This is a genomic window from Pseudoalteromonas sp. Of11M-6, assembly GCF_022347905.1.
GTDB lineage: Bacteria > Pseudomonadota > Gammaproteobacteria > Enterobacterales > Alteromonadaceae > Pseudoalteromonas.
In genome coordinates, this window is sequence record NZ_JAKRFW010000005.1 from 107,335 (window position 1) to 119,541 (window position 12,207).

10 protein-coding genes are annotated in these 12,207 nt (G+C 44.6%); 1 reads left to right on the forward strand and 9 read right to left on the reverse strand.

Annotation, left to right across the window (positions count from 1 at the left end):
• Window positions 1-33: 33 nt before the first annotated feature.
• The 5 genes from MHN32_RS04270 to MHN32_RS04290 form a co-directional block, all read right to left on the reverse strand.
• The gene (locus MHN32_RS04270; protein WP_102058244.1) at window positions 34-420 is read right to left on the reverse strand and encodes a RidA family protein; all 387 of its coding nucleotides are present in this window, start codon (window positions 418-420) and stop codon (window positions 34-36) included.
• A gap of 29 nt (window positions 421-449) precedes the next feature.
• The gene (locus MHN32_RS04275; RefSeq protein ID WP_239421018.1) at window positions 450-1,916 is read right to left on the reverse strand and encodes a D-aminoacylase; all 1,467 of its coding nucleotides are present in this window, start codon (window positions 1,914-1,916) and stop codon (window positions 450-452) included.
• Window positions 1,916-2,788 (reverse strand): MurR/RpiR family transcriptional regulator, encoded by an 873-nt coding sequence (locus tag MHN32_RS04280; RefSeq protein ID WP_010603924.1) that lies wholly within the window; start codon window positions 2,786-2,788, stop codon window positions 1,916-1,918. The genes MHN32_RS04275 and MHN32_RS04280 overlap by 1 nt, the downstream gene beginning before the upstream one ends.
• Before the next feature lie 13 nt (window positions 2,789-2,801).
• Window positions 2,802-4,028: an alanine racemase gene (locus MHN32_RS04285; RefSeq protein WP_239421019.1), complete on the reverse strand. Its 1,227-nt coding sequence runs from the start codon at window positions 4,026-4,028 to the stop codon at window positions 2,802-2,804.
• A gap of 106 nt (window positions 4,029-4,134) precedes the next feature.
• Complete coding sequence (locus MHN32_RS04290) at window positions 4,135-7,353, reverse strand: TonB-dependent receptor (RefSeq protein ID WP_010603926.1); 3,219 nt, start codon at window positions 7,351-7,353, stop codon at window positions 4,135-4,137.
• A 722-nt stretch (window positions 7,354-8,075) separates the two neighbouring features.
• On the opposite strand from MHN32_RS04290, the gene MHN32_RS04295 reads away from it, so the two are divergent.
• Entirely contained in the window at window positions 8,076-8,435 is a 360-nt protein-coding gene (locus tag MHN32_RS04295) for a hypothetical protein (RefSeq protein WP_010603927.1), read from the forward strand.
• A gap of 19 nt (window positions 8,436-8,454) precedes the next feature.
• Here the strand turns inward: MHN32_RS04295 and arfB are convergent, their stop codons facing one another.
• The 4 genes from arfB to MHN32_RS04315 form a co-directional block, all read right to left on the reverse strand.
• Window positions 8,455-8,868 (reverse strand): alternative ribosome rescue aminoacyl-tRNA hydrolase ArfB, encoded by a 414-nt coding sequence (gene arfB, locus MHN32_RS04300; RefSeq protein ID WP_102058239.1) that lies wholly within the window; start codon window positions 8,866-8,868, stop codon window positions 8,455-8,457.
• Window positions 8,869-8,947: 79 nt separating this feature from the next.
• Entirely contained in the window at window positions 8,948-10,156 is a 1,209-nt protein-coding gene (locus tag MHN32_RS04305) for an FtsX-like permease family protein (RefSeq protein ID WP_010603938.1), read from the reverse strand.
• Between the two features lie 10 nt (window positions 10,157-10,166).
• A complete protein-coding gene (locus MHN32_RS04310) occupies window positions 10,167-11,498 on the reverse strand; it encodes an ABC transporter permease (protein ID WP_239421020.1) in 1,332 nt (443 codons plus the stop codon).
• Window positions 11,499-11,507: 9 nt separating this feature from the next.
• Window positions 11,508-12,197 carry an ABC transporter ATP-binding protein gene (locus tag MHN32_RS04315; protein WP_010603940.1) on the reverse strand — a complete coding sequence of 230 codons (690 nt, stop codon included), beginning with the start codon at window positions 12,195-12,197 and terminating at the stop codon, window positions 11,508-11,510.
• Window positions 12,198-12,207 lie beyond the last annotated feature (10 nt).

A 12,207-nucleotide genomic window follows, 5' to 3' on the forward strand; every position in this document is an offset into this window, starting at 1 on the left:
CTCCTCCTGTGAACATTGTTGTTCGTATAACGTCTATTCGCCTTTGTAACAGGTGACATCAACCTCTACTTTACAGTCCACGACTAAGTCGGCAACCATGCAAATTCGCGCAGGAGGATGCGCTGAAAAATACTCTGCAAAAACCTTATTAAAGGACTGAAAATATCTTGCGTCAGTTAATACCACAGAGACATGTGTAACATGCTCAAGGCCATAACCTGCCTCGGTCATAATCGCGATACAGTTTTCTATGGCCAGACGCGACTGCTCTACAATGCCACCCTCAACCACTTCACCATTTCGCATTGGCGTTTGCCCCGAGACCTTTAACCAACCGCCAGCTTCAACCGCTCGTGCAAAGGGTAAGTGTTGTCCACCAGTGCCCGTGCCGCCCTCAGCACCTATTCTTCTTATTGTCATGTTAACCTCTTGATGATTTTTGATTTTTATTAGTTTTGACGCGTTAAAAATCGTCCTGCTCGGCCGAAATCGACAATGGTGTCTGCATTCGCGCCCTCAACATAGCTGAGCTTGCCATTCACCCAAACCTTCACAATGCCTGAGGCAAGTTGTTTTGGATTACTGTAACTTGCTTGGTCTAACACCCGGTTGGGGTCGAATAACACCAGATCGGCGAAATAACCAATTTGAATATTGCCACGTTGCCGCAGCTTAAAGCGCGCCGCTGGCAGCGCTGTCATTTTGTGGATAGCCAATGCCAGCGGCAGCGATTGTTGTTCTCTACAGTAATGTCCAAGCACCCGCGGAAATGTCCCCCACAGTCTCGGATGCGGATGCGGATCGCACGGCAAGCCATCGGATCCCACCATGCTGTGTTCATAACTTAAAAACCGCTGCACATCATCTTCCAGCATACAGTGATACACAGCGCCCGCTGGCTGCAAGCGCTTTGCCGCTTCACGCTGAAACACTTGCCATTGTGTAGCAATGTCTGCCAAGCTTTGCTGTGCAAGTTCTGGATGAGGCTCCGACCAAGTAATAAAAATGTCCGTCTCCTCCGTCACTTGATTAAGATCTAAGGTGCTTGAACTCGCGGCGTAAGGATAGCAATCGCAGCTCACTAGGTGTGTTTGCCTATGCTGTTCAAAATGCGCTAATACCTCTGGTGCCCTGCCCCAATTCTCTCTACCTGCACATTTTATATGTGAAATAACCAGCGGCAGTTTGGCATGCTCTGCCGTTGCAAAGGCTTCGTCCATGGCTCGGATGACTCCTTGAAATTCTGTGCGTAAATGTGTGGTATAGATACCATCAAATGGTGTAACAACCTCGGCCAACGCATTCACTTCAGCTTGACTTGCCCCCTTCGCATTGTAATAAGCAAGGCCTGTACTAAAGCCTATCGCCCCTTGCACCATCGCTTGGTGCAGCAAGGTTTTCATCTGTTCAAGCTCTTGCGCATTGGCGGCTTGAGATAAATCCGTCATGACCTGCGCTCTGAGCGTTGTATGACCAACTAACATGGCTAAATTGACACTCGGAGCGGCCTTATTAAAGGCATGTTGATAATCCTGTAGTTCACGATAGGCGAATTCTGATTGCTCCCCGAGTAAGTTAATGGGGTCGAGCGGCGCTTGATTTGTACAGTAAGGCACTGCACTAATGCCACAATTACCGGCAATGACGGTGGTGACACCTTGACTCACTTTGCTCAGCATATGTGGGCCTCGCAACACTTCAAGGTCATCATGGGTATGTACGTCAATAAAACCCGGCGCGAGCACTAATCCCGTGGCATCGATGCATTGCTGTGCTTGCAAATGGCTGCAGTTGCCAAGTGCAACAATTTTGTCTTTGCTAATCGCGACATCCACCACTTGCGCTTCAGAATCTGGTTCAAAATACACCGTCGCGCCTTGAATGAGGGTATCAACATAAGGAGATGAGCTCAGCATTAATCCCCCAGCGGAAAGCGTTTATCGGCAGGTGGCATATTGCTGTTTTTATCTCGATGCTGATCTAACTGGGTTTTAAGCCGTCGAAGCTTTTCTCTTGAGCGCTTTTGATTGCGGATAGCAACTTCGCTCGACAAGATATCCACTGCCGCCATCATGGCATAGCGTGCAGCGCTGGGCTTAAAGATGTAATCACTTTCTTGAGTTTTGATGGCTAAGTGGTGATCGGCAATGTCCGCCAAGTCGCTCACTGGGCAAATAGCAATAACCTCAGCACCATACTCTTTGGCGATAAGCGCCGCCGCTTTCACATCAGGAGAAACACCACTAAGCGAGAGGCAAATCACCACATCCCCTTTGTTCACCGTTGCGGCAACCATGCGCATCATCATAGGATCGGAGTGAGCATTACTAAGTACGTCCAAGCGAAATAAGCGATTTTGACATTCTTGTGCCATCAGGCTGCTACCACCACCAACCCCAAAAATTAAGCAATGACGTGTGGCGCAAATCACTTCACTCGCCTGCTCCACAACCGCTTCATCGATGAGTCCCGCATTGAGCGTAAGGATCTCCTGAATAGAGGTATAAACATGAGAAATCTTTTCTTTTTCAATTGGCTCAGGATTTGTAAAACGCTCACCAATTGCGGCTGATTGTGTCAGCTGAAACTTAAGGTCACGTACATTGGTACAGCCTAAGCTACGCGCTAACCGTGTGATGCTGGCATGACTGACCTGTGCTTTTTCAGCTAACTCACTAATGGATGCGCTTGCGGCAAAGTTAAGCTCAGCCAAAATAAGCCGAGCGACTTTTTCTTCCGCAGGGCTAAAGTGCCCCAAACCTTCCTTAATTTTGCTAATAATGTCCACAGCTTCGCCTCAATTAAAAATAGGTAGAAATGGTTTGGGTGATCACCCAATCTCGCTCGACAACACCAATTTGTCGCCACTTATCAAAGGTCAAACAAGGATGAGAAGTCGAAAAGCAGATCATATCGCCAATCTGTACCTCGCACCCAGATGCAATACTTACCATAGCATGTTGATCCATGATTGTTTCGACCTTTACCGCGCCGCCTAATGAGCACAGCTGCTTTGACGGCGGAGAGTAAATCAGCTCTGGTGTGGGCATGCCAGCATCAAATGCGACATCCCTTTTACCCATACCAACTATCGCGACGCCCGGCTCTGGAGTCGAAAGCACGTAAGCCCATATACTTAAGCTCGACACCAAACTTTCCCCCAAACCGCAAGCGAGGCTGCTCCGTGATAACACAGCTTGCTGCGCATCCTGATAGATCCCGGTATCGTGAATAAGATAGCAACCGGGACGGATCACAAATCGAAATTGCTGAGCCTGTTCACTTTTGTTTAGTGTCTTTGTCACAACATCGTACCAAGCAGACCCCGCCCCCGTGATAATAGGTAACACCTTTGAAAACACGTTTTTTTGTCGTAAATCTGCCGCCGTTTTTATTACTGAGTCAACGAATGTGGCAATCCTTTGCTCGGCGTTATGGCCGTAGATCACGCCTTCATAAAACCCAATGCCAGCTACCTCTAAACTAGCATACTGTTGGCATACATTGACTAGCTGCACTATCGTTGCAAGATTGCGCCAACCAGCACGACCACCTTCAACCCCCACCTCGAGTAAAATGGAAATACACAGCGAATGCTGAGTAAAAAATGTGCCTAAGGCATGGGCATTTGCAATAGAGTCAACAAAACAATAGAGCTCAACGTCAGTATCAGTAAGCATGCTAGCAACTTGCTTCATATGATATTCGCCAACAAGTTGATTCGCTAAGATCACTCGTTTTGCGCCCGCAACTATGGCTACGGAAACTTGTGGTACGGTCGCTACCGTGATGGCCCATGCGCCATGTTCAAGCTGTAGTGTAAATAGCGCTGGAGACATCGTCGTCTTGCCGTGGGGTGCCAATAATACTTGGCTTTCCTTTGCAAAATTCGCCATCCAATTCGCGTTGTGGTTGATGGCGTCTTGCTTTATCACTGCAACTGGCAAACTGACCTGCTCTGCGAGAATATCCCAGCCGCTATCTTCTAGTTGCAGTGGGTCGCCAGTGCCTTTCGCTAATATTGTCATCGTTTATTCAAATCCTTGAGTTTAAACATTAATTCTCCACGTCAAAATAGCGCATTGACTTACTGCGATTGGTATCAGGCCAAGCTGCACTTGGCCTTTGCTGACGTTAGAAAGTCGCACGGACGCTCAATGCAAAACGTCTATCCGTGGTAAAGTTAAGTGCCTGCGTTTTTGTCCCAGCTTGGTCCATCTGATACTTGGTTTTGGTTTCCGTATCCAATAAATTGCTGGCTTCAAAACCCACTTTCCAATGGTCGTTGATGGTGTAATACAAGCTTGCATCCATCATACCTGACGCCTCTGCATAGGCAGGGACGTACTCTTCAGATTCCCTAAGTGTGAGCAAATACTCAGAGCGCCAAGTGTATGCAAGACGAAAAGAAATATCCTCGTACTCATACATACCAATGATATTAAAGTTTTGGTCAGAGTAACCTTGTAGCGGCAAACCTCCAAACACTCGGAAGGTATTCCGATTATCGGTTAGCGGGTTTCCATTTTCATCGAAACCAAGCGTGCCTTTAGAGACTTCATTTGGATCTTCAAGTCCATCTTGATCGATATAGGTAAAGTTAAGTTGCAAACCTAAACCGCTCCATGCACCCGGTAACATGTCGTAGAATTGTGAGTAGGAAAACTCCATCCCACGAATGGTGCCAGAGCCAGTGTTAGCAGGGCCATAAGCAGAGACATCATAATCTTCGCCGCCATAAGAAACATCAAGATCAAAGGCGCGGCTACGGATTATATTATCTAGCTTTTTGTGAAATAGTCCTACCGTCACATAACCTGCGGACGCGAAATACCATTCGGTAGTTAAATCAGTATTAATTGCTTCTTCAGGCTCTAAATATGGATTCCCAGAAAGCGCCGTTAGACTGATATCGTCTAGCCCAACAACGGGGTTAGTTGCCTCGTCGTAATCAGCGCCGGGAGTTTGTAGCACGCGAGTGTAATCCAAGTTAAGAATACTGATATTTCTGGCATCAACTAAACTTGGGTAATACAACGCTTTTGATGCACCAAATCGCACCACTACGTCTTCTGATACACCAAAACTCAAATTTAAGCTCGGAAGCAAAGTGCTATAATCTGTGCCATCAACGGTACTGAGTTCGGACTCTCCCCCTGCAATGTCATAATATCGCTTATATTCTGCCTGCTGCATCACATTATTAAGTGATGTCCCCTCTTCACCACGTTTGATGAGGGCGGGTTGCACCAAAGCGCCCGTAGACTCTAGTTGATAGTTTACATAGCGCAGGCCAACGTTACCCACCACTGGAATGTCTTGAAACTCGAAGTCAAAATCACCGCGAATGTAAAATTCAGTACGCTTCTCGTTGGTCGAACTTATATTGTGTGCGGCGAATGGGCCTTCAACGCGATTGGGTTTGTCTGCATAAGGTACATAAGTGCCAGAGCATGTACCGTTGTTTGCCGCACTGTTGGTGGCATTGTGCCAACCATCACGACAACCTTGGCGCAAAGAGTCGGCGTAGTTTTTCACCAGATCCATACTTGGGAACAAGAAGTTATTGACTGGCCCCTGTAATACCTGACCATTGTAATAATCTGAAAAATCAACGCGCTCAAATAATTCTGGACGATTTACCGCCGCGGCGGCATTTCGGTCATCTTGGATCCAAGGGGTGCCAATTGCAGACCAGCCCTCGTAAGCGGTATCTCGTACCGTTAAATCTTTATCTGACATATAAAAACCGGAACTGACACTCGTGAAATGACCGTCTAGCTCATACTTAAAATCCAGTTTAACGCTGTCTGATTCTGCCGTATTGCGCTCAACCTGCTCCATACCGCTGCCCAAAAATAGGTTAGGCACAGGTCCATTCCAATCTTCATTGGGTGACCAACCTGCCGTTAGAATATTGTCACTGAGAAACTCTACTGTCGGCCTTGAGCCACGCATATCGAGGAAATAAGGCGAGACAACATGGACATGGTTTCCCCGTGTTTGACCCGACATACTGTAGTTTTGCACCTCTTTGTCGGAGTCGATCCGCTGGTAATCAAAATCGACAGTCAACCTATCTATTGGTTTTAACGTTAGCTTAAATGAAGTGTCCTTCACGGTATTTTCGTTGTAATTCCAGCGGCTACGATAAAAGAATGGCGTTTCTGGGCTCACGCCAAGTGCAATACCGGAAGTCACAAAGCCATCATCTGTAGTGAGAGGATGGCCACTTTCCGTACTTTCAGTCCAATTTTGTGAAGACCCCATAAAACCTTTAAAGCCTTGAGCAGCTTGTCCTATTTGCCGCTCGTTCCACTCAAGAGACGCTTCTGAGCGAATGTGCTCTAATGTCGCAACTATGGTCTCATCGGCATTTGCCCACTGCAGTGAAGAGGTTAAGCCGGTACGTTCACGGTCATTAGTTGCCGTGCTCATATGGATAGCGACAGGCACATGCCATACACTGCCAGCTGGTTGCCCTGGTAAAGCGGGGCCATCCACAGGCGATGATGGATCAACACCGGTTATGCCACCCCATTGATCCAAGGTAGGAATAAAGGAATCGCCTCGAGAGTGGAAGTTGCCAAGGCCAACACCATCTCCTCGAGTCTGATATTCTGATGAAGAAGCTGCAATTAAAAATCCGAACTTACCTGCACTGGTTTCCCAACTGTCGGAAAACAATGCAGAAAACGAAGGCGTCACTTCTTCTCTAAAGTCGCCATAGTTGGCCTTCGCATTGAACGAGATAAGCCGCTCATCAGAGTCGAATGGTTTGCGGGTGATAAGGTTCACCGTGCCAGATATACCGCCTGAAATAAGATCCGCAGTTTGGTTTTTAACCACTTCCACCGCACCTAGCAATTCAGCAGGAAAGTCTTCATAGCTCAGACCGCCTGACGGATTTGCACTAAAAGCGTCTCTGCCATTCACCTCAGAGCGAACCCTGTCTAGGCCACGAACCAACACGCCTGTACCTTCATCAGCATAATGTTTAGGGTCATCGGACGATGCAAATCGCTCAATCGTAACACCCGGTACACGTTGCAGCGCTTCAGTCACCGATTTGTCTGGTAATGCCCCGATATCTGACGCCGTGATCACGTCTTTGACCGTATCAGCGAAGCGCTTGATGTTTTGGGCACTATTGATACTGCCTCGGATCCCACGAACTTCAATGACTTCAACCGCTTCGTTCTCAGTCGCAGATTTGACATCGCTGTCATTTTGACCCACAGTTTCGGCGGCAACCCAAAGTGGAGAAAACCCAAGAAGTACAGATGAAACCACAAGGCTCAGTTTGCTTCGTTTAGGGTTATGTTTACCAATACCGGTGACTAGTTTTGACATTTTTTTGTTCCTTTCTTCTTTTTAAAAACCAGTGAAAAAGCCAGCAATGCCATCTCTAGCACCACAGCCCAAAAACCTACCACACAGTGACGTGCTCTAAACGCCCCTAACACATCACATGTTACTTACTAACAAAAACTAAAGATTACACTGTTACTTTTTAACATTACAGACTAAAAAGCAAACACTTTTTATGAAAACATTGACGAAATATGCTATTGCATTGAAATAAAAAGCAATAAAATAGATTTTTCTTTGGAGGAAAGTAACGAGCTTGGGGACCACTCAGAGCGACTTCAAAGTAAATCAGCACCCCTTTCGAGACAAATAACTATAAATCTATTTCACCTGAGGTTTGGAAAAGGAATGAGTTAACTCATTGCTGTTAACGCACAACTTAATTTAACCTGAGGTTTGGATAAGGAATGTTCCAACTCATTGCTTCTAAAGAATAACTTGGTTTTTTCCTTGTCTAGCCAGAGAGTTTTAGGGAAAACAAGGCGAATTTACGCAGTTAGCGCTAAAACTGGCTACTAGGAAGGCATTAATTATCCGAAGCTCAGGTTATTTATTGAGATGATCTGTCGGCAAAACATGTTTTGCCAAATTAGCACCAATAATTGTAGTATTATTCTTAGATTTAGGATCCCAGTAAAAACGCCAAACGGTGTTACTTTTGGGGAAGAGCAATCTGCTTAGCGATATACACTCAAGAGGACATTATGAGTAAATTTTTAAATTCTGTAGCTTTGTTACCGATGCTTGGTTTCATCGTAACAATGATTTACACCATTGTTGTGAAAGAGGAAGCCTTTTCAAATTATCATTGGTTTATAGTAGCGCTAATATCACTGTCAGCCTCTTCTGAGCGATTAAAACATGCTAATACAGTAGCTGTAACCATCTTTGTGTCGAGTATTCTTTCCAATATACTTCTACTAATAGCATCCAGTGTTGATTTAAAAATCACCTCATTTACTTTCATATTGTTTTTGGGTTATTTAAGTATTGGGTTTTTAATTTTGATGGCAAACCTTGCTTTTATTAGATACAAGAAAAACAAAACCATCCTCAACAACTAGGCTAAGTTCAATTAAACCCTTACCAATTGACCGACCCCCTCAATGATTTGGTTTGGCCCCGTTTGGTCTTTTGATTCAGGCGTTTCTTTTGCGAGCTTTTTGTTGGCTTGGTGGCTCTGCGTGTTTTTTCAACTTTGGTGGCCGCGAGGATCAGTGTTTTTAGCCGCTCCAGGGCATCTTCTTTGTTTTGCTCTTGGGTGCGAAAGCTCTGTGCTTTAAGCACAATGACACCTTCTTTGGTAATTCTTGAGTCTTTAAGTGCAAGTAGCCGCGATTTGTAAAAATCAGGCAATGTTGAGCGGTTGATGTCAAACCTAAGATGAATGGCACTGGAGACTTTATTGACGTTTTGTCCACCCGCACCTTGTGCGCGAATAGCGGAAATATCGATTTCCCACTCTGCAAGCGTGACGTTATTTGAGATTTTAAGCATAGTCTTTTCAAGCCTCCGTTTGCCATTTTAGCAAAGTAACTGAAGGCTTGAAATAGCAGCAACGAGCACTGATAACTGATTATGCTGTACGAGTTGCAATAGCAGGTGGTACTTTTGCAGCAACCATTGCGGGGTAAGTAACAGCTAACTGACCAGCAACGAGCATAATAATCGCACCAACAATCAAATAATCACCGGGTACACTGGTGAGCCCAAAGTAATTAACCAAGTAAATATTCGCAGTGATTGCGATGATTATACCCAGAGTAATACCAAATAAAGACACCACCGCATTTTCAATCATAAAGTAGCGTAGAATATCGGCCTGAGTCGCCCCGAGCGCGCGTCGAGTACCGATTTGCTTGCGACGTTTATGAACGGTGTATCTTGCCTGACCAAATATTCCTAACATAGTAACGCATGCCAACGCGGCAATTACCGCCTTTAATGTTTGGCTCACTGCATAATCGGCCTGCAAGTTCTCTGTCTTTATTTGTTCAAAGGACTTAAACGCATCAACCTGGCGACCAGGCTTTTTAAGTAATAATGCTTGAACTTCAGCCATTGCTGTTTCTCGCTGGTCTGGTTTCGCTCTAACAACAATAATTGTTTCTTCATAATGCTCTCTAATAGATCCAATCACAGTCATATCGTACGCATACCAGAACCGCCAAGGAGACTTCATAGTTTCAACGATACCCACAACCTTTTGCGGTACAGATTCAACATAAATAGTTTCTCCAACCACGCTACGCCAATCATTCGGGCGAATTTTATGCGCTAAAGCTTGCGAGACTAAAACACTTGCGGACTCAGAGTGACCATCAAAGTATTTGTGTATCACGTCATTATATTTAAAATTTCTTCCTGCTACGACACGCAATCCGAGTGTATCAACGATGGTGTCATCCGAACCATAGTAGCCTGCGTGAGTTATCCTTTCATCTTCCTCAGGGGTGAAACCAACATCTAGTGAGCGACCCCAATTAGTAAGCGGCATACTAGTAATCGTACTTGCACTCTCAACACTGGCTAACGCACGAATGTCTGCAAGATCAGTATCAAGCGCCGCATTTTTTTCTTCATCAGTACCTTCAAGATTAGTGCTAAAACTAAACAACTGCTGCTCCGTAAGCCCAGTAGGCTTTGTCAGTTCTTGCTCTTTAATTACCATCATATATATGGTGTTTACTAGAATGGTAAATGTCAGCGCAATCTGCAGGACGAGCAACAATGGCGATGCTTTATTTTTGCTTAAAGTTTTTAAAATTGGCAATAAATCTCTCATTGGAAGACTCCTACAGGCATTTCAGCTGACTTGATGGCTGAACTTTTGCCGCACGTAGCGTCGGTAGCAAGCCAAAAGTAACCGCACTTATTACCGCAAGTGCAATCGTCATAACAACAATACTTAGTGTCATTTCCAACATTTCAGCATATAAGTGACTATACAACTGCGCAGTTATACTCAACCCAATCTGAGCCAATATCAAGCCTAACACCCCTCCCACTAAGCCAATAATGAAGGTTTCAACAGTAAATTGAGCGATAATATGTTGCTTTGAAGCACCAACAGCCCTGCGAAGCCCAACCTCGCCAGACCTAGCATGGAACTTGGCAACCATCATAGCCATACAGTTCAGTAAACAAACAATCAGAAATGCAAATGCCAACCAAACCTCCACATTGCCATCATCCTTAATGATTTTTCTTTCAATAAGCTGCTCTTTAACATTGAATAGTTGATGCAGAGGTTCTCGTAAAAACCGGCCATATTCTCTTTGTTCCATCGAATAGTTAACCAAAAAGTCCATATATTGATTTCTCGCTGCGGCTGAGCTTAACTCTACCCAATATGAGACCCAAACACATTCAGATGCCAAAATAGCCAAAAAAGAGTCATCAGCGGGTTCTTTCCAACACTGGTAAGAAACATCAGAGCTAGTCCAATGTTGATTATTTATCTGTGCCTGAAATGGAATAATAATGTCCCTTGGTTTATTAAAGGCACGGGTCCTGTTGTCAAAAAATTTGGGAACTGGATACCAATCGTCAGTCACTCCAACGACGCGGTATTGCAAATCACCTATCAGCAACGACTTACCTATTGAGTTTTCTCCATTAAATAACTTGTTATTTAATTCATTGCTTATTACAGCAACTTGCAGACCGTCTTTGTCAGCAGTCTCATCCCATGCACCTCCAAATTTAAATGGCACCTCAAACATACCGAACATGTCACGATAAGCACTTCTTATTAACGTCATCTTTGCATCAGTAATAGGCTGCTCGGTCGCTCGAGACATCATCTTGAAACTAGCAAGAGGTGTTTGCCTCACACCACGTTTAGCATTTTGCAAATTTATCGCATCTTGGTAGCTAAGAATAAAAGGTGGGACTTCCTTTCCTTGAGAAATATTGAAAGGTTTATCAGGTCCATAACTATTTAGGCGAACATTAAACAGTTTGTCGCTTTTAGAAGGAATAGGGTCTTTTGCCAATAAATAACTAACCGTATAAGTCGTCATTGCAGCACCTATTCCAACGGCAATTGTGACCACCATTAAAAATGATAAAAACGGCGTTTTTCGCAATGAAATAAGTGCCAATTTAAGATAGTAGCCAAACATAACTTATCCCTAAGCAATCGCTTTGTTACAGTGTTTACGCTCAATTATCACGCCATCACGGATCTCAATAATGCGCTGTGCTTTGGCTGCTTGATGCGTATCGTGCGTTACCATCACTACACTCGTTCCTTGTGTATTAATATCCATGAGCAATTCCATAATACTATCTGCCATTTTGCTATCTAAATTACCCGTTGGTTCGTCAGCAAGTAAAAATGAAGGTTTACCAGCTATTGCACGAGCAATCGCGACCCTTTGCTGTTGACCTCCTGATAGTTGCGATGGGTAATGCTCCTTACGTGAGGCAAGGCCCACCTTATTCAACGCATCCATGATCCTTTCATGACGTTCTTTTGAAGATAATTTACGATAGCGAAGAGGCATATCAACATTGTCGTAAAGATTGAGGTCCGGAAGTAAGTTAAAGCTCTGGAAAATAAAACCGATCTTTTCATTACGTAGTTTAGATTTAGCTTTGTCACTTAACTTTTCAACATTGATGCCATCTAGCTCATAACTCCCGTCACAAAAATCCTCTAACAGACCTGTAATGTTTAAAAAAGTCGTTTTTCCTGAACCCGATGGGCCGACTACTGAAACAAACTCCCCCTGCTCTATACGTAAGTCAAATGGCTGCAAGGCTTGAGTTTTTATTGTATCGGTATAGTAAGCTTTGGATAAGTGACGCATGGATAGCATATTACAGCTC

What these genes read in the sequence shown, in the direction of transcription:
- MHN32_RS04275 (WP_239421018.1), bottom strand. Translation starts at nt 1,916, where the DNA reads ATGCTGAGCTCATCTCCTTATGTTGATACCCTCATTCAAGGCGCGACG.
- MHN32_RS04305 (WP_010603938.1), bottom strand. Translation starts at nt 10,156, where the DNA reads ATGAGAGATTTATTGCCAATTTTAAAAACTTTAAGCAAAAATAAAGCA.
- MHN32_RS04290 (WP_010603926.1), bottom strand. Translation starts at nt 7,353, where the DNA reads ATGTCAAAACTAGTCACCGGTATTGGTAAACATAACCCTAAACGAAGC.
- arfB (WP_102058239.1), bottom strand. Translation starts at nt 8,868, where the DNA reads ATGCTTAAAATCTCAAATAACGTCACGCTTGCAGAGTGGGAAATCGAT.
- MHN32_RS04315 (WP_010603940.1), bottom strand. Translation starts at nt 12,197, where the DNA reads ATGCTATCCATGCGTCACTTATCCAAAGCTTACTATACCGATACAATA.
- MHN32_RS04285 (WP_239421019.1), bottom strand. Translation starts at nt 4,028, where the DNA reads ATGACAATATTAGCGAAAGGCACTGGCGACCCACTGCAACTAGAAGAT.
- MHN32_RS04310 (WP_239421020.1), bottom strand. Translation starts at nt 11,498, where the DNA reads ATGTTTGGCTACTATCTTAAATTGGCACTTATTTCATTGCGAAAAACG.
- MHN32_RS04270 (WP_102058244.1), bottom strand. Translation starts at nt 420, where the DNA reads ATGACAATAAGAAGAATAGGTGCTGAGGGCGGCACGGGCACTGGTGGA.
- MHN32_RS04295 (WP_010603927.1), top strand. Translation starts at nt 8,076, where the DNA reads ATGAGTAAATTTTTAAATTCTGTAGCTTTGTTACCGATGCTTGGTTTC.